The following is an 18885-nucleotide window of genomic DNA, read 5'->3' on the forward strand; positions in this document are numbered from 1 at the left end:
GATAAAAAATAAAAGCGGTCACATGACCACTTTTATTTTTTATCCAGTTTCAGCGATTATCGCTTCCACGTTTGTTATTTTGCATATTCAACTGCTCTTGTTTCTCGAATAACCGTTACTTTTATATGCCCTGGGTAATCGAGTTCCCCTTCAATCCGTTTGCGAATATCCCGTGCTATTCGTACCGATTCAATGTCGTCGATTTCATCAGGTTTAACCATTATACGAATTTCTCTTCCTGCCTGAATTGCAAACGATTTTTCTACACCTGTAAACGATTCTGAAATCTCTTCTAATTTCTCCAAGCGCTTAATGTAGTTCTCAAGCGTTTCACTTCTTGCTCCAGGTCTAGCTGCAGAAAGTGCATCTGCTGCAGCTACAAGGACAGAAATGATTGAAGTAGGTTCCTCATCGCCATGGTGGGAAGCAATCGAATTGATTACAACTTCATGTTCTTTATACTTCATTGCAAGTTCTTTACCAATTTCTACGTGGCTACCTTCTACTTCATGATCAATCGCTTTACCGATATCATGAAGCAAGCCAGCACGTCTTGCAAGTGTTTCATCTTCACCTAATTCTGCAGCAAGCAGCCCAGCTAAATATGCCACCTCAGTAGAATGCTTCAACACATTTTGACCATAGCTTGTACGGTATTTTAAACGACCAAGAATTTTAATTAAATCTGGATGTAGACCATGCACCCCAACTTCAAATGTTGTTTCCTCGCCAACTTCCCGTATATATTCATCAACCTCGCGTCTGGCTTTATCCACCATTTCTTCAATCCTTGCAGGGTGAATTCTACCATCCTGTACGAGCTTTTCTAAAGCCATACGAGCAGTTTCTCTACGAATTGGGTCGAATCCTGATAAAATAACTGCTTCCGGTGTATCATCGATGATTAAATCGATTCCTGTTAACGTTTCTAATGTACGTATATTACGACCTTCACGTCCGATAATACGTCCTTTCATTTCATCATTTGGAAGGTTTACAACAGATACGGTTGTTTCAGCAACGTGGTCTGCAGCACAACGTTGTAACGCAAGGGAAAGAATACTTTTTGCTTTTTTATCAGCTTCTTCTTTAGCACGATTTTCAGCTTCTTTTATCATTAATGCTGACTCGTGTGTCACCTCTTGTTCAATACGCTCTAAAATTACCTGTCTTGCCTGGTCAGTTGTATATCCTGAAATGCGTTCAAGCTCCGTTTGCTGCTCTTGTATCATAGCTTCCACTTTGCTTTCCATTTCTTCAATTTGTTGTTGTTTTTCTGTAAGCGATTGTTCCTTTTTCTCCATCAAGAGTTCACGCTTGTCCAGTGTTTCACTTTTCCTGTCCAGATTCTCTTCTTTTTGTGTCAGACGATTTTCCTGTTTTTGCATTTCGTTTCGTCTTTCTCGTAATTCATCCTCTGTCTGCTGGCGAAGTTTATGATTTTCATCTTTCGCCTCAAGAAGTGCCTCTTTCTTAGCGGCATCTGCATTTCGATGTGCTTCATCAACTATTTGCTTTGCTAAATTTTCTGCACTAGAAATTTTAGCTTCTGCAATAGATTTACGAATCAGATAACCAACAACAATACCGACGATTAGGGTAAGCAAAATGGAGATGATCAAAGTAATATCCACGGAATTCACCTCCTATTGCTATAAAATTGTACAATTCATTATTGTCGGCATGTACCATGTTCAATGAATAAATAACCAAAAATCGTATAACAAAAATTATAAAATTATACATATTAATTTTAATTCCCAAGTTAACCAATGTCAAGGAAACGTCACAATTAAAGCAAATTTGTTTAGAAATGGATGACATTGAACCTATCTTCCATAATGAGTGAAAGTTTTTACTTAGATCCTAGTAATTTACTTCCCTTAAGTGTTAAAAATAAATAAAAAAATAATCCTTTGCAGGTGAATTAGCAAAGGACTACGGGTATTTACTTATTATCAAACATCAAGACTTCCTTGTTCTTCTAATGTTTCCTCGGATTCATCATCCGTTGCATCTAAATTATAATGGGCCCGAATGGCATCGTGAATCTCTGCCATCATATCCTCATTTTCTTTCAAGAATTGTTTAGAATTTTCTCTTCCTTGTCCGAGACGTTCTTCATTATAAGAATACCAGGCGCCACTTTTGTTAACAATATCCAAATCGGAGCCAATATCAAGTATTTCACCTTCCTTGGAAATACCCTCTCCATACATAATATCTACTTCCGCCTGTTTAAAAGGAGGTGCTACTTTATTCTTCACAACTTTTATTCTAGCTTTATTTCCTACCACTTCATTTCCTTGCTTAAGTGTTTCTGCGCGCCGCACTTCTAATCGTACAGATGAGTAGAATTTAAGCGCACGTCCGCCAGGGGTAGTCTCTGGATTTCCAAACATCACGCCTACTTTTTCCCGAATTTGGTTAATGAAAATAGCAGTCGTTTTTGATTTATTGATGGCACCTGATAGTTTTCTCAATGCTTGCGACATTAAACGTGCTTGCAAACCTACATGAGAGTCTCCCATCTCCCCTTCAATTTCTGCTTTTGGAACTAAAGCCGCAACAGAGTCCACGATTAAAATATCTACAGCACCACTACGCACAAGTGCCTCCGCAATTTCCAACGCCTGCTCACCTGTATCTGGTTGTGACAAAAGCAAATCTTCAATATTAACACCTAAGGCACGGGCATAAGTTGGATCGAGCGCATGTTCGGCATCGATAAATGCCGCTTGCCCACCTTTTCGCTGTGCTTCGGCAATTGCATGAAGTGCCACAGTCGTTTTACCTGATGATTCTGGACCATAAATTTCTACAACACGTCCACGAGGGTAGCCACCTATACCTAGTGCTACGTCTAACGCTAATGAGCCACTAGGGATCGTTTCTATCTTTTGCAGGGGTTGCTCACCCAATTTCATAATTGAACCTTTCCCAAACTGCTTTTCTATTTGTCTTAACGCCATATCTAAAGCTTGTTTTCTATCACTCAACGAGTTTACCTCCTTTAATTAACTAATTCTATCATACATTGTTTTTTGTTATTTGCCAAGAAAAGTCCGAATAAATGTTCTTGTTTTTTACAACAAATTACTGGTCTAAAACTAGTATTTCATACGCTGTACCAGCTCAAAAATAAATTTTCATCGATAATTGAGGACAAATTTATTATTTCAACGATTGAAATAATAATTCATACCCTTTCATTACAGTTTTGCTTCTTACCGTTTTTCTATCACCTTGAAAAGTGAATTTTTCTACTTGTTGACCTGTTTTAGTAGAAATAGCAATAAAAACGGTACCAGCTGACTGACTTTCTACCGTATCTGGCCCCGCAACACCAGTAAAACTTATCCCGATTGTTGCATCTAAAAGTTTCGAAATATTTGTGGCCATTTCACTTGCACACTCATAGCTAACCGTTCCTTTTTCCTGGATGGTTTCAGAAGAGATGCGCAACACATTTTCTTTTACTTTGGTATCATAGCAAACAATGCCTCCAGCAAATACAGTAGAAGCACCCGGGATTGCTACAAATCGATCAGAAAACATCCCACCAGTTAGACTTTCAGCAGCTGCCAATGTCCAACCTTTTTTCTGTAACAGCTGAAAAACCTTTTCCTCCAGTTTTTCATTATCAACACCGTAACAATACTCTCCTACTTTGTTGAGGATTTTCTCTTTTGTATGATTGATCAATTCAATTGCGGCGTGATGTGTATTAGCCTTTGCTGTTAAACGAATAGCGACACCCTCAGTCTGCGCTAACGGTGCAATAGTTGGATTTGTTTGTTGTGCGATAATCGATTGTAATTCATGCTCCAAACGCGATTCACCGATACCGGTAAACCGAAGCATCGTTGATTGAATAACCATGTTGCTTCCAGTCCGCTCAGCTAAAAATGGAAGAACATGATCAGATACCATTGCCTTCATTTCTTTTGGAACCCCCGGAAGGAAAACCCACGTTTTTCCTTCATGCGTAACTATCATCCCAGGTGCCATCCCAACACGATTTTCGATCACATCTGCTCCGGCGAATACACGTGCTTGCTTTTTATTGTTTGGTGTCATGGTACTATTTTGTTTTGTAAAATAAGCCATTATTTTTTCCATTGATGGTTTGTGCTCCACAATTTCCAAATTAGAAATACGTTGAAATGCTTCTCTAGTCATATCATCATCTGTTGGGCCTAGTCCCCCTGTAACAATAATAACATCAGAGCGTTTAGATGCTTGTGAAAATTGTTCCTGCACGCGATGTAAATTATCACCGACAACGGAATGATAATAGATATCAATTCCGTGTAATGCCAATTGTTCGGAAATCCATTGGGCGTTCGTATTAGCAATTTGCCCTAATAGAAGTTCTGTTCCAACTGCTATTATTTCTGATTTAATTTGTCCCATTATTTCGAATCCCTCATTACATTCCAATTTTTAACGAAATAGTCATACCCAGAAAGAACCGTAAAAAATAACGCAACATATAACATGACGCTAGCAAATGGAAAGCTCATATAGGAAAATGGAAAATTGTGAAGCAGCAGTGCCGCTATTGCAACGATTTGTGTAACTGTTTTTAACTTTCCCATTTTGCTAGCAGCAAGAACAATTCCTTCACCAGCTGCAACAAGACGTAAACCTGTCACAGCAAATTCACGACTAATGATAACAATTACGATCCATGCTGGAGCTAACCCCATTTCAACTAATAAGATGAGTGCCGCCGAAACGAGTAATTTATCCGCTAATGGATCAAGAAACTTTCCTAAATTCGTAACTAAGTTATGTTTTCGAGCGTAATGTCCGTCAATCCAATCTGTTGTAGATGCTATGATAAATAATAATGCCGCTACAAAGTCAACAACCGGTAATTCGGAAGCTCCGATTTGCCACTCTCCCCAATCAAATGGAACGCTGAGCAGGATAATAAAAATTGGGATCAGACAAATACGTGAAAGTGTGATTCTGTTTGGTATATTCATAATGCTTTGGCCTCCTATGTATGATAACAAGTTGTAAAACCCTTCCACATGGAATGAGGGAAGGGTTTTGTGCTACATCCAACTATTTCTTGTCATTCTGATGTTGGTTTTAAATTTATCCAAAGTTTTTGGTGAACTGTGTCTGCAGGGTCTACTGGATATTCTAACTCAACACCATTTATAGTTATTTTTAGTTGCGGGGCATTCCCAACGTTCAAATAAATACGTTCATCTTCGGAAACATCAATTTCTTTTGGCGACTCCTCAGCAGTGAATGGTTTTTCATAATATGATTTTCCATCCCCGTTTTTTACACCAAGATAAGAATTACCCTCTGATTCAAATGTGATTGTTACATCATCCCCCGCATTCTCTAATTCCAGTGTTGATTCAGGGCTAGCGCCTGTACCAGTTTCAACGACTGTCAACTTCGCCTCAGTTGTATCTGTATCTGTTTTCTCATCACTATTGTCCGCCTGATCTTCTTCAGTCTGTGTTGCATCATCATCTGCAGCTGTATCGTCTTCTGAAGCTTCTTTATTTTGATCTTCGTCATCCGGATTATAAATGATTTCATTGTCATCTGGTTTATCAACAGGATCTGAATTGTCCTTTGAGATTGCTTCTTTATAAAAATACCAAGCAGCGAAAACAATACCTATCACTAGCAAAACAACAATTATAGTGGGTATTAATGAAAAAACTGCTGAATTTTTAGCTGAATTACTCTCTTTTCTTGATCGCTGAATTCGGGTATATTGTGCAGTGCTATCTTCATCTGTTTCGGGTATTTCTTCTTTGTACTCTTCCAATAGTTCATTCGGATCTAATCCTACAGCATTAGCATATTCCTTAATAAATGCTCTAGCATAAAACTTACCAGGCAAAATATGAAAATTGCCCTCCTCAATCGCCATTAAGTATCGTTTTTGAATCTTCGTTGTTTCCTGTACACTATCCAACGACAACTCTTTTTCCATTCTTGCTTCTTTTAGTCTTGTGCCTATTTCCATTCGTAAACACCATCCATTTTAAAAATCAAACATAGAAAAGCCGTTTCCTTGACTAAATTGGGATCTTTCAACTGGTTCGTATGTTATTTCTTCCTCTTCATTGCTCCGCAGTTCGATAATATAGTCAAAATCATCCAACTCATACTCAGTAGATTGAACGAACATATCAGGGTGTTCCACGACTTTGACAGCAGGAAGCTGCATAATTTCCCGTATTAATTGCCAATGTTTTTCATTGGCACGACGTGTTGAGACAATACCATCAATAATGTATAAATTATCACTACTGTATTCATCTTGTATTAATTGGCTCCGGATGGTTTGCTTTAATAAAGTACTCGAAACAAATAACCAGCGTTTATTTGCACAAACACTAGCTGCAACAATCGATTCCGTCTTACCTACACGTGGCATTCCACGAATCCCGATTAATTTATGTCCCTCTTTTTTATATAATTCTGCCATAAAGTCAACAAGTAAACCTAATTCATTTCGGACAAAACGAAATGTCTTCCGATCATCAACATCACTGTGAATATACCTTCCATGTCTAACCGCTAATTTATCCCGTAACTTAGGTTTCCTCAGTTTTGTTATTTTTATTGTATCCATTGTTTGTAAAATTGATTTTAACCGCGTAATTTGTTCATCTTTTTTTGAAAGAAGCAGCATACCCCGTCGTGAATTTTCAACACCATTGATTGAAATGATATTGATGGATAACATACCTAATAATGAGGAAATATCACCTAATAATCCAGGACGGTTGTATTGAATTTCATATTCAAAATACCATTCTGTTTTCTCCATAGTACGCTCCTTTTAATCCATACTTAAAAATTACATCCTACTCTATAATAAATGATTTTTTGTATTGTGAAAAGGAGATTAACAATATAAATGCAGATTCCTAGAAAAATATGCTAAAAGAGGTTGTTCAAAAAGTTACTTTCAGATTATTTAATGAACATATTACACAAAAATAAAGAAGCCGACTTATCTCCTCAGCTTCTTTATTATAAAGATTTTTAATGTAAATTTCCTTCATTTTGCACAAGTTTTACCATCGATTGTTTATACATGTAGGAAGCGATGCCGGCCTAAAGACGTTACCAACCACCATTTATTTCAATAATTTCCCCTTGAATATAGTTCGATCGTTCATCCAGCAAAAAACTGAGAGTATGTGCAATTTCTTCTGGTTTCCCGGCCCTGTTCATAGGGATCTGGGCGATGACTTCTTCCTTTTCTGCTGGTGATAAATTCGCATTCATTTTCGTATCAATGAAGCCCGGACTAATTGCATTAACCGAGACCCCACTTGGAGCAACCTCCTTGGCCAACGATTTCACAAAACTGTTTTGTGCTCCTTTGACCGAAGAATACATGACCTCATTACTAGCTCCAACATTTCCCCAAATCGACGTAATAAAAATAATGGAACCAAAGTGTTGTTGAATCATGGACGGCAATAGTTGCTTTGTAATGATCCAAGGTGCTTTTACATGTAAGGTTAACATGTCATCCATCTCTTCAACAGTTGTTTGTTGAAACAGGCCATAATGCGCATTACCACTAGCAAAAACAATCGCATCAACAGGAAAAACCAATTGATTGAGCAACCTATCAATCCCATTTACCGTTGCGAGGTCTGCTTGAACCTCCAGCAGAATTTGTTCTCGTTTTACGGTATTTCGCAATTGATCAATAGCTTGCTTATTTTTATGGTAATGTAAAATCAATTGGTTTCCATCTGTTGCTAAACGCTTTGCGATGGCGATCCCAATATCGCCACTTGCTCCAACAATTAGTATATTTCTCCCCATAATATCGCCTACTCTTACTCCGCAACTATTTTACAAACCGATAAACGCTCAGCCTTAATCCAGTTTTGGATAAAATTATTTGCTTCATCTAACGTTAAAGACTGAATGGTTGGAATCAACTTAAACAAATCAATTCCTACAATGTGATAGTGGATAAATTTATTGGCGATAAATTCCAAAGAGTTCATAGCCCGTAATAATTGGCCAATTTTTTTCTTTTTCATTCGCGTAAATTCTTCCTCAGTTAGTGTTGCTTTATTTGTACGCATCAGCATTTCCTTGACCTTTTCGGCAAACTGATCAGGTTCACCTGTATTACCGCCAATCAATGAATAGCCGAAGTTTTTCTCTAAATTGGTTTCAAAATAAAAACTGGCATCAATTAGTTTTTGATCATATAACTCTTGGTAAAATGGTCCACCCTTTGAGAAATAATGGTCAATTACCATACCTTGCAATAAATCTTTCTTTAAGAATTCATCCCCACTCATTTCTTTGGCCGATTCTTTAATACCTACTGTACATTTTGGAACTGAAACTGGCATTACAATCTTATTTTCAGCCATTGCCACTTCCTCGGGCTCATGCGGATAATTTCGTTTAATTTTCTCCAGTTTAGCAAACTTTTTTTTGCTTTGATTTGTTTTGATCAATTTTGTCATCTTGTCAACGTCAAAATTTCCGGCGATAAACAATGTCATATTTTCAGGATGATAAAACGTATTGTAGCACGTATACAAATCATCTTTCGTAATCGAATTGATCGACTCCACTGTTCCGGCAATATCAACTTTTACAGCATGTTCTTGAAACATACCTTTAATTGTTCCCATAAACGCTTGCCAATCAGGTTGATCATCATACATTTTTATCTCCTGACCAATAATCCCTTTTTCTTTCTCCACCGATTGTTCCGAGAAAAACGGATCCTGTACAAAATCAATTAACGTTTCTACATTTTTCTCGATTTGATCTGTAGCTGCAAACAAATATGCTGTTTTTGTAAACGATGTATAGGCATTGGCTGAAGCACCCTGTTTTCCAAAATCAGCGAACACATCTCGATCCTCTTTTTCAAACATCTTATGCTCTAAAAAGTGTGCGACACCTTCTGGAACTGTAACCTGCTCATCTTGATCAATAGGTACGAACGTTTGATCAATCGAACCGTAATTCGTTGAAAAAATGCCGTACGTTTTGGCCATTTCCTGCTTCGGTAGTAAAAATATAGTTAATCCATTATCAAGTTTCTCTGAATAAATTGTCTCTTCAATATCTTGATAAGATTGCCTATTCATCCGAATTCCCCCCGTTCTTTGTTAAAAGGTAAACCGTGTCTAATTCCAGTTTATTGGCGACATCAACAATATCTTGTTTTTTAACTTGATTAATGTCAGCGATTAATTGTTCCGGTGGCAATTTTTTGTTTCCGATTACTTGTTGATACAACATTTCAATGATTCCTTGTGGATGATCCATCGTTTCCAATAGTTGATTAACAATTAATCCTTTCGTTTCTTCGATTTCATTTTCCGCGAATTCACCTTTTTTCATAGCTTCCATTTGTAGTTCAATAATTTCTCTTGCTTGCTCATAATCCTGTGGAGCGATTCCGCTGAAGACGAGCAATAACCCTTTATGGCTTTCAAAACGAGACGCAGCATAATATGCTAAGCTATTCTTTTCCCGAACATTGATAAAGAGTTTGGAGCTTGGAAACCCGCCAAAAATGCCATTAAATACTTGTAATGCAAAGTAATCATCATCGGAATACGTAATATTGGTGCGATAGCCCAGATGTAGTTTTGCTTGTTGGATTGCTTGTTTTTCAATTACTGTATTCGATTCTATCCGTTCTTTTTTTGATTCTGTTTGTTGCTCGGTATGATGATCTACCTCATTTCGTCCCAATTGTGTTGTTATTTTTTCTTTGATTTCGCGGCTTTCAATATCTCCAGAAACATAAATATCCAATTGATCTTTTTCCACTACTGTTTGGTAATAGTCATATAAATTCTCAGCCGTAATGGTGTCAAGATCTTCTTGATAACCATGAACATGTAATTGGTATACTTCGTTAGCACACATTTCATCAATCAGCCTCATATTGGCGTAACTCATTTTATCATCAATGATCGCATTTATTTTTTGGTGTAATGTTTCTTTTTCTCGCGCCAAAATTCTTTCATCAAAACAGTTAGCCGTAACATTAGGCTGAAAAATAACTTCATTTAATAGTGCAATCCCTTTATCAATTACAGAGGATTCATCAGCGATAAACTTGTCATTTGCTATTTCCAACCGAATACTAATGATATGATTATTTCCTTTTTTTCCACCGTCAATGGACAATACTGCCCCATACAAATCGTCCAGTCTTGCTTGCAAAGATGTGCTGTTTGGAAACGATTTCGTTCCTTGCTGCAATACGTACGGAAGTAGAGCCCTTTTGGTAATTGTTTCTCTATCCAGGGGTGCTTTCAGTTTTGCTACAAAAGCAATCGTTTTATGCTTTTTGTTCGGTATGACATGTAAATGAAATCCATTTTCTTGAAAAACTTCTTCGGCAACATTGCTCATTCGATTTCCTCCTATTTTATGTATGTTGCTAAACTTTTCCATCCTTTTTACTATCTCAATATTAGTTTATTCTATTCTAGTTATTATTATAGGCTATTTTTACCAAAAATAAAAACTGACCCTTATGGATCAGTTTTTATTTAAGACTTAATCATTCTATCTGCTTCCTTTAATATATGGTACACCATTTGCTTTTGGTGCATCGGCACGTCCAATGAATCCAGCTAATGCGAGAATTGTTAGAACGTAAGGAGCAATTAGCAAATAAATTTGTGGTACGTTATCAAGGAATGGAACCCCTGCACTTATAACACTTAAGCTTTGTGCAAATCCAAAGAATAAGGCAGCTCCCATAGCACCAAGTGGATGCCATTTACCGAAAATGACCGCAGCAAGTGACATAAATCCTTGTCCAACAATCGTTGAATGTGAGAAATTTAAGGCGATTGTTAACGCAAATACTGAACCACCTAAACCACCCATCGCTCCAGAAATCATTACCGCAATATAACGCATTTTATAAACGTTTATTCCGTTTGTATCAGCTGCCATCGGATGTTCACCAACCGCACGCAAACGTAATCCAAAAGGTGTTTTATAAAGTACATACCATGCAACAAATGCTAAGATAATGGCCAAATATGATGTTAAATACGTATGCTGGAAAAATATTGGCCCAATCACAGGAATATCGCCTAATATGGGCACATCTGTTGTATAAAACGGCTCATCGACCATATCTGTTTGTCCTTTTCCATACCATTGTTTAGTTAAAAAGACACCTAAACCAAGTGCTAAAAAGTTTATTGCCACACCACTAACAACCTGATCAGCTCGAAAGGATACAGATGCAACAGCATGAATAATGGAAAATATTGCGGAAACAACCATTGCCACTAGAATGGAGATCCATGGTGTCCAAGCACCCAATGCATCCGAAAATGTTAAGTTAAACACAATACCAACAAAGGCACCCATTACCATTAAACCTTCGAGACCAATATTGACAACACCAGATTTTTCACTAAATACGCCACCTAACGCCGTAAAAATAAGAGGTGCTGAAAAGAACAGTGCAGGTGTAATAATGGATTGTAATAGATCAACAATTCCCATTTACTTTTCCTCCTTTTTAAAGCGAAGTAATACCCAGCGAATGATGTAACTTGATGCAACAAAGAAGATAATTAACGCAATAATAATATCAACAAGTTCAGTCGGTACACCTGCAACGGTAGGCATGTTAACCGCTCCTACCTTCAATACTCCAAACAAGAACGCCGCAAGCACAACGCCAATGGCAGAATTCGCACCAAGTAGTGCAACTGCTATCCCATCAAAACCTAAATTGGTAAAACCAGACATAACGGAAATAGTTCCATACGTTCCTAGTCCTTCCATAGCCCCAGCAAGTCCCGCAAAGGCTCCAGATATAACCATTGATAAGATAATGTTTTTACTAACGTTCATGCCAGCATATTTTGATGCATGCCGATTATAACCAACTGCTTTAATTTCATAACCAGTTGTTGTTCGATCAATAATAAACCACATAACAGCTGCAGCAAATAATGCGATTAAAATTCCATAGTGCAGTCTGGAAAAATACGTTAAACCTTGCAACCATTCAGATGCCAATGAAGCTGTTCCAGATATCTGATCTGTCGTTTCTGCATTATCTGTTAGAACACTTCTGATTATTTCGTTTGTACAATATAACGCAATATAGTTCATCATAATCGTAACAATTACTTCATGTACACCCAATTTTGCTTTTAGTAAACCAGGCACAAATCCCCATACTGCACCTGCAACTGCCGCAGCGATCACAGCCAACGGCAAATGTATATACATTGGCGCATCTACAGCCAAACCAACCCAAACCGCTGCTAGCCAGCCTACTATTACTTGTCCCTCCGCACCAATGTTAAACAAATTGGCACGATAAGCGAATGCTACAGCTAAACCGGTAAGGATATATGGAGCAACTTTCCGTAATGTCTCACCAAAGAAGTACAAATCACCAAACGAACCTTGCCAGAGTGCAGCATATCCTTTTATCGGATTGTAGCCGAATGCCAGCATGATAATCGCTCCAAAGATCAACCCTAATAATACAGAAATGATTGGAACTAGTATATTAAACATTTTGTTAGAAGCCATTATTCATCACCTGCACTTTCTTGCTTACTACCTGCCATTAACAACCCTAGTTCTTGCTCATTTGTTTCTTCAGGTTTCACATTGGCCACTATTTTACCGTCAAACATTACGGCAATGCGATCACTTACATCGATAATTTCATCTAACTCAAAAGAAACGAGTAAAACGGCTTTTCCTTTATCTCTTTCTTCAATCAATTTTTTATGAATAAATTCAATTGCCCCAACGTCTAAACCTCTTGTAGGCTGTGCAGCAATTAATAAATCCGGCGAGCGATCTACTTCTCGACTTATAATTGCTTTTTGCTGGTTTCCTCCTGATAGTGCACGCGCTTTCGTATATTCACTAGGTGTACGAACATCATATTCATTAATTAATTGGGTTGCTTTTTTATAAATCTCTTTGTAGTTCAAAATGGAACCCTTCGAATATGGTTTTTGATAATAGGTTTGCAGCACCATATTTTCACCAATCGGATAATCTAACACAAGACCATATTTATGACGATCTTGCGGTATATGCCCGACACCACTCTCGGTTACTTTTCGTGGTGACAGATTCGTAATGTCTTTATTATTTAATTTAATTGTTCCTGATTCTGATTTAGTTAGTCCAGTTATAGCCTCAATTAATTCTGACTGTCCATTACCATCAACACCGGCAATACCAACAATTTCACCAGCACGTAATTCGAGATTTAAGCCTTTCACCAAATCTACTTTTCTAGCATCTTTAACGAACAAATTTTCAATTTCGAGAACGACGTCTTTCGGGTTTGCTATCTGCTTGTCTGTTTTAAAACTAACATCCCTGCCGACCATTAAAGAAGCCAATTCCGTAACACTTGAATCTTTAACATCAACTGTACGAATTCCTTTCCCTTTGCGAATCACAGTACACCTGTCACAAACCTCCATAATTTCCTTTAGTTTGTGTGTAATTAGAATAATAGATTTACCTTCTCTTATTAACGAACGCATAATTTCAATCAACTCATTAATTTCCTGTGGGGTAAGAACTGCAGTTGGTTCGTCAAATATCAAAACTTCAGCACCACGATATAATGTTTTTAAGATTTCGACACGTTGTTGCATCCCAACCGATATATCACTTATTTTCGCCGTAGGATCTACCTTTAAACCATAACGATCCGAAAGTTCCTGAACCTCTTTTTCTGCCTTTTTCAGGTTAATTTTTCCACTTTTCTTGGTCGGTTCACTGCCAAGGATGATGTTTTGAGTAACCGTAAATGTATCAACTAACATAAAATGCTGATGGACCATTCCAATTCCCAAATCGTTAGCAATATTAGGATTGGTAATGTCCACTTTTTCACCATGAACATGTATTTCCCCTTTTTCCGGCTGGTACAAGCCAAATAACACATTCATTAAGGTGGATTTTCCAGCTCCATTTTCGCCTAATAATGCATGAATTTCCCCTTTTTTTAACTGTATCGTTATATCATCATTTGCAACGATTCCTGGAAATTCTTTACGTATATGAAGCATTTCAATTACATAATCCACTTCTCTTCACCCCTCTTTTACAAAATATGCTGGTTTCATGAAAATCACCAAATGAAGAGGCTGGAAAATAATGTATCCCTTCATTTAGAGATTTTTACCAATTTAAGGGTAAAAAAGGCTGGTAATTCCAGCCATTTTTACCTAACTTTTATAGTGCATCCACGAATTCTTCCGTTTCTTCACGTGTTTTTGGAACGTCAATTTCTCCGTTAGTGATTTTTTCTTTCCATTCATCTACAGCTTTAATAATTTCGTCTGTTAGTGCATCCTCATTTGTTTTTGCTACACTAATAGCTTCATCTTCCAAGCCATATTCTAATACTTCACCACCAGGAAATTCGCCGTTCATGGACTTATTGGATAAGTCTTGGACTGCAACATCTACACGTTTTACCATTGATGTTAGTGTTACATTGTAATCGTCAATTTGTCCTTCTTCGTATTGGTCACGATCAACACCAATTACCCATACATCTTTATCCGGATTATTCTGTTTAATATCCTTTGCTTGAGCAAATACACCATTTCCAGTTCCGCCAGATGAGTGGTAGATAATGTCTACACCATTGTTGTACATATTTGTTGCAATTAATTTACCTTTATCAGCAGCACCGAAAGATTCGGCATATTGTACATCAACATCAATATCCGGATTTATTGATTTAACACCTGCTATAAAACCAGATTCAAATTTGTTGATTAGCGGAGAATCAACCCCACCAACAAATCCAACTTTATTTGATTTCGTTTTCATTGCTGCAGCAACACCTACTAAGAATGATCCTTCATGTTCTTTAAATGTAACGCTTGCAACATTTGGTTCCTCGACAACATCATCGACAATTGAGAAGTGTGTGTCCGGATATTGCTTGGCAACCTTGGTAATACCTTCTTTTAAATTAAAGCCGATACCGAAGATTAAATTGTAATCTTGTTTGACTAGACGAGTAAGGTTAGGCATGTATTCTGATTGATCATTTGATTGAGCATAATCAATTCCATCCCCCTTGGAAAATCCATGTTCATCTCCCCATGCTTTCAAACCTTCCCATGCTGATTGGTTAAATGATTTATCATCTACACCACCAATATCAGTTACCATTGCCGCGCTGAAATCTGAATCTTCGCTACTTGCTTCATCACCAGATTTTTCATCATTGCTTTTACTGTCGTCATCCGAACTGCCACATGCAGCTAGTACCATTCCAATGCTTAAAATTAAAGCAAATAGTACAATAAATTTACGATTTTTCAATCAAAAAACCCCCTATTTTTGAATTTTGCTAACAACTAAATAAGAATATCACAAGCTAATAGTTCTCACGATCACCTCCCAAAGGCGCTAATTTATGATACCCCTTACAAGCGTTTCCGCAAAACATAAAAACTAAATACATCCGAGCGAAAATAATTTATAGAATATAATACTGCTTCATCTTCTGCTGTATAATGTACTTGTTTTAGTAGCAGCAATGATTGCTCAGGGTCACAGTCCAAAATATCGTATATCCGATCATGATAACTGATCGGCTCAATATACGTAATGGCGTAGGTGATTCGCTTATTTGCGTGGGTCTCCAAAAGTTTAAATAATGAGTCTTCTTCATGAACGTGTTCTAGTGGAATAAGGCCCTCCGGTATTTTGTCAACACAAAACACAACAGGGTCATTATCCGCTGTCCGAACACGCTCGATTTTTGCGAGTTTTTGAATTTTTTTAGGTGCAAATCGATTGCGATCATCTTCAGTCGGTTCAATGAACTCTGTTGATATATATTCAGATCCAGCAGTTTTTCCCGACTGTCTAATCATATACGTAACACTATTTAACTGTTCTATCCCAGATGAGAAAATAGGTTTGGGATTAACAAATGTACCGACGCCATGTCGTCTTGTCACCACGTTTTCCTCTTCTAAAATGCGAAGTGCTTCCCGTAATGTGGCACGTGAGACACCTAATTGCTTTGATAATTGAAACTCAGATGGGAGCTTCTCTTTTTCTTTATACTTACCGCTTTCAATATCACGCTTAACCTCATCAATTACTTGTAAATACAAATGACGCGAATCCATTTTGATTGACATGACTACCCCCCTTTGTAAACCTGGTCTTATGTAAAAAAGAAAGCGCCTTCATACGCAACACAGAAAAATTCAGCTTGTGATCTGACCTCTGACGTATGACTCGTATATCCGAAAATTAATATACCATTTTTCTGAAGATAAATAAACAGTTATAGGACAAAATTCTTAAAAATTATCTTTTATGTTGGCAAAAAAAGCTGAACGTCTAAAAAAAAGCAGCAAAAACCTAGCAATTATCTAGGTATTGCTGCCTGCATTTTATGCTTTACAAAGTTACCATTAAGATGATTTTTCTTCCGAGGCTTGGGAAATTAGGACTGTTCTTGGTTTACTTCCTTCATATGGTCCAACAATCCCTCTATCTTCCATTGCGTCGATCAATCGAGCTGCTCTTGTATAACCGATGCGAAATCTTCTTTGCAGCATGGAAACACTAGCACTTTGCATTTCAGTTATAAGTTGAACGGCATCATCAAATAGTTCATCGTCCACTTCCGATTTAACCTCGGCTGTATCTTCTGGAATCATTTCTTCCTGGTACGATGCTTTTTGCTGATCGATACAATGGTCAACGATTCGTTCTACCTCTTCATCCGATAAAAATGCTCCTTGTACCCTAGTAGGTTTTGAAGCGCCAACGGGCATGTAAAGCATATCACCTCTACCTAGTAATTTTTCTGCACCGCCTGAATCCAAAATCGTACGAGAATCAGTCTGTGATGACACGCTAAAAGCAATACGAGATGGAATATTTGCCTTAATGACACCCGTAATGACATCAACAGATGGTCGTTGTGTTGCAATAATCAAATGAATCCCAGCTGCCCTAGCCATTTGCGCAAGTCTAGTGATAGAATCTTCAACATCATTAGAAGCCACCATCATTAAGTCCGCTAATTCGTCGACCAAAACGACGATATAAGGTAAATTCGGCTGATGATCTTCCTCTTCAACCGTTTGATTGTATTTACGAATGTATTCATTATATCCTTCTATGTTTCTTGTTCCCGTGTCAGAAAAAAGGTCATAACGACGCTCCATTTCAGCAACTACCTTTTTCAATGCTCTCGATGCTTTTTTAGGATCTGTTACAACAGGTGCCAAGAGATGTGGAATACCATTATACACATTTAATTCCACTTTTTTCGGGTCAATCATCATCATTTTTACTTCGTGCGGCTTAGCCCGCATTAATATCGTTGTAATAATGCCGTTCACACAGACACTTTTCCCGCTTCCGGTAGCACCAGCAATTAATAGATGTGGCATTTTATTCAGTTCACCAACTACTGCGTCGCCTGATATATCTCTACCTAATGCGAATAATAGTTTTGTAGCTTGTTTCATCGATGAATCCAATACTTCCCGTAATGAAACCATAGCTATTTCTTGGTTCGGCACTTCAATACCAACCGCTGATTTACCAGGAATTGGTGCTTCAATACGAATATCTTTTGCGGCCAATGCTAGTGCAAGGTCATCGTGTAAACTAACAATTTTACTTACTTTCACACCAGCTTCAGGGTATATTTCATATTTCGTTACAGCTGGTCCAACATGTACTTTGGTTACTCTTGCCTTCACACCAAAACTTTGAAATGTCCTTTCTAGTTTTCTAACAGTAGCTTGTATGTGTGATTTCTCATGTTGTTGTGAATTATGTGCTGGTTCAGCTAACAAATCAGGGGACGGTAATATATATTCATAGTTTTCCGTTTCAGTCATTGGCATTGTTGCAAGGTCAATGTCCTCCGACCCATGTTGATCTACTTCTGCTGGCTCTTGAACAGCTGGCTTTGGATCAGGATTTGTTTGCTGTGTTTCAAATGAATAAGCAACGTCTGTAAAATCCTGGATTACTGGCTCATCTTCATGAGGTGAATCCTCTATCGATTCGTGAGCTTCTAAAATTTGTTCATCCTTTAAACCTTGCTTTTTCTCACGTGAATCTTCCAAACGGGCTTTTAGTCTCTGAAACATCGAACCTAGTTTTTTTGTTGTATTTGTGAAAAAATCACCAATAGAGAAGTCAGTTAGAAATATAATACCGACCATAATCGAAAATACAGCGACAATTTTTGCACCAACAGCAGAGAATAAGAAATAGCAAAACGCAAAGAGAAGTGCTCCAATCATTCCGCCACCTGTTTGCGCTGCCGTACCTTCACCATTCAAATAAAGAAAATAATTATCCCATGTTGCTTTTATAATGGATGAATCTTCCATTAGCAGCAACAAACGTTCAAATGTTTGAATCTGGGTTAATAGGAGTACTCCTGCAAAGATAATATAAAATCCAATTATTTTCTTATGCGTAAAATCTGGATAGCGTCGTTTAACTAGTAGGATTACACCTGTTATCAATAAAAATATAGAAGCTATAAAATACCAGATTCCTAAAAAGAAACGAAAGATATTTTCTAAAAAGCCAGGAATCGCACCATCACTAATAGCACTGGCCCCACTGCCGAAAATAGCTAAGAAAATAAATAATAAGCCTAATAATTCATATTTTACCTGTTTTTTCAGCTGTTTCTTTCTCTTTTTTCTTTTCTTTGCCACTTTGTTCACCTCCATCCTGGACTTTGGAATTTGATGAATTAGAAACCCCTGCCATGAAAATTGGCAAGGGTTAACAGAACGGACAAGCTCTTTCATCCATATTATAGCATAGATTTGCGATAGATATTACCAA

At 37.5% G+C, this 18885-nt stretch carries 15 protein-coding genes; all 15 read right to left on the reverse strand.

Annotation, left to right across the window (positions count from 1 at the left end):
- Positions 1-74: 74 nt before the first annotated feature.
- Positions 75-1634, reverse strand: coding sequence for a ribonuclease Y (gene rny / locus C8270_RS14715; RefSeq protein WP_106497556.1), 1560 nt, complete (start codon positions 1632-1634; stop codon positions 75-77).
- A gap of 324 nt (positions 1635-1958) precedes the next feature.
- A complete protein-coding gene (recA, locus tag C8270_RS14720) occupies positions 1959-2999 on the reverse strand; it encodes a recombinase RecA (protein WP_106497557.1) in 1041 nt (346 codons plus the stop codon).
- Positions 3000-3174: 175 nt separating this feature from the next.
- Entirely contained in the window at positions 3175-4416 is a 1242-nt protein-coding gene (locus C8270_RS14725) for a competence/damage-inducible protein A (RefSeq protein ID WP_106497558.1), read from the reverse strand.
- On the reverse strand, positions 4416-4994 hold the full coding sequence (gene pgsA / locus C8270_RS14730; protein WP_106497559.1) for a CDP-diacylglycerol--glycerol-3-phosphate 3-phosphatidyltransferase: 579 nt from the start codon (positions 4992-4994) through the stop codon (positions 4416-4418). The genes C8270_RS14725 and pgsA overlap by 1 nt, the downstream gene beginning before the upstream one ends.
- 92 nt (positions 4995-5086) lie before the next feature.
- On the reverse strand, positions 5087-6007 hold the full coding sequence (locus C8270_RS14735; protein ID WP_106497560.1) for a helix-turn-helix domain-containing protein: 921 nt from the start codon (positions 6005-6007) through the stop codon (positions 5087-5089).
- 18 nt (positions 6008-6025) lie between these two features.
- On the reverse strand, positions 6026-6817 hold the full coding sequence (locus C8270_RS14740; protein WP_106497561.1) for a DUF3388 domain-containing protein: 792 nt from the start codon (positions 6815-6817) through the stop codon (positions 6026-6028).
- A 299-nt stretch (positions 6818-7116) separates the two neighbouring features.
- Complete coding sequence (gene ymfI / locus C8270_RS14745) at positions 7117-7833, reverse strand: elongation factor P 5-aminopentanone reductase (RefSeq protein ID WP_106497562.1); 717 nt, start codon at positions 7831-7833, stop codon at positions 7117-7119.
- A gap of 14 nt (positions 7834-7847) precedes the next feature.
- Positions 7848-9131 carry an EF-P 5-aminopentanol modification-associated protein YfmH gene (gene yfmH, locus C8270_RS14750; RefSeq protein WP_106497563.1) on the reverse strand — a complete coding sequence of 428 codons (1284 nt, stop codon included), beginning with the start codon at positions 9129-9131 and terminating at the stop codon, positions 7848-7850.
- A complete protein-coding gene (gene yfmF, locus C8270_RS14755; protein WP_106497564.1) occupies positions 9124-10413 on the reverse strand; it encodes an EF-P 5-aminopentanol modification-associated protein YfmF in 1290 nt (429 codons plus the stop codon). Before yfmF ends, yfmH begins: the two co-directional genes overlap by 8 nt.
- 156 nt (positions 10414-10569) lie before the next feature.
- A complete protein-coding gene (locus C8270_RS14760; protein ID WP_199794683.1) occupies positions 10570-11529 on the reverse strand; it encodes an ABC transporter permease in 960 nt (319 codons plus the stop codon).
- On the reverse strand, positions 11530-12576 hold the full coding sequence (locus C8270_RS14765) for an ABC transporter permease (protein ID WP_158701741.1): 1047 nt from the start codon (positions 12574-12576) through the stop codon (positions 11530-11532).
- Positions 12576-14105 carry an ABC transporter ATP-binding protein gene (locus C8270_RS14770; RefSeq protein WP_106497566.1) on the reverse strand — a complete coding sequence of 510 codons (1530 nt, stop codon included), beginning with the start codon at positions 14103-14105 and terminating at the stop codon, positions 12576-12578. Before C8270_RS14770 ends, C8270_RS14765 begins: the two co-directional genes overlap by 1 nt.
- Positions 14106-14253: 148 nt before the next feature.
- A complete protein-coding gene (locus C8270_RS14775) occupies positions 14254-15360 on the reverse strand; it encodes a BMP family lipoprotein (RefSeq protein WP_106497567.1) in 1107 nt (368 codons plus the stop codon).
- A 104-nt stretch (positions 15361-15464) separates the two neighbouring features.
- Complete coding sequence (locus tag C8270_RS14780; protein ID WP_106497568.1) at positions 15465-16190, reverse strand: GntR family transcriptional regulator; 726 nt, start codon at positions 16188-16190, stop codon at positions 15465-15467.
- 279 nt (positions 16191-16469) lie between these two features.
- Complete coding sequence (locus C8270_RS14785; protein WP_106497569.1) at positions 16470-18767, reverse strand: FtsK/SpoIIIE family DNA translocase; 2298 nt, start codon at positions 18765-18767, stop codon at positions 16470-16472.
- Positions 18768-18885 lie beyond the last annotated feature (118 nt).

This window comes from Lentibacillus sp. Marseille-P4043 (genome assembly GCF_900258515.1).
In the GTDB taxonomy this organism is placed as follows: domain Bacteria; phylum Bacillota; class Bacilli; order Bacillales; family Amphibacillaceae; genus Lentibacillus_C.

Coding starts and splice junctions, on each gene's coding strand:
- C8270_RS14760 (WP_199794683.1), bottom strand. CDS start 11,529: ATGGGAATTGTTGATCTATTACAATCCATTATTACACCTGCACTGTTC.
- ymfI (WP_106497562.1), bottom strand. CDS start 7,833: ATGGGGAGAAATATACTAATTGTTGGAGCAAGTGGCGATATTGGGATC.
- C8270_RS14735 (WP_106497560.1), bottom strand. CDS start 6,007: ATGGAAATAGGCACAAGACTAAAAGAAGCAAGAATGGAAAAAGAGTTG.
- yfmH (WP_106497563.1), bottom strand. CDS start 9,131: ATGAATAGGCAATCTTATCAAGATATTGAAGAGACAATTTATTCAGAG.
- C8270_RS14740 (WP_106497561.1), bottom strand. CDS start 6,817: ATGGAGAAAACAGAATGGTATTTTGAATATGAAATTCAATACAACCGT.
- pgsA (WP_106497559.1), bottom strand. CDS start 4,994: ATGAATATACCAAACAGAATCACACTTTCACGTATTTGTCTGATCCCA.
- C8270_RS14785 (WP_106497569.1), bottom strand. CDS start 18,767: ATGGAGGTGAACAAAGTGGCAAAGAAAAGAAAAAAGAGAAAGAAACAG.
- C8270_RS14780 (WP_106497568.1), bottom strand. CDS start 16,190: ATGTCAATCAAAATGGATTCGCGTCATTTGTATTTACAAGTAATTGAT.
- yfmF (WP_106497564.1), bottom strand. CDS start 10,413: ATGAGCAATGTTGCCGAAGAAGTTTTTCAAGAAAATGGATTTCATTTA.
- C8270_RS14725 (WP_106497558.1), bottom strand. CDS start 4,416: ATGGGACAAATTAAATCAGAAATAATAGCAGTTGGAACAGAACTTCTA.
- C8270_RS14765 (WP_158701741.1), bottom strand. CDS start 12,576: ATGGCTTCTAACAAAATGTTTAATATACTAGTTCCAATCATTTCTGTA.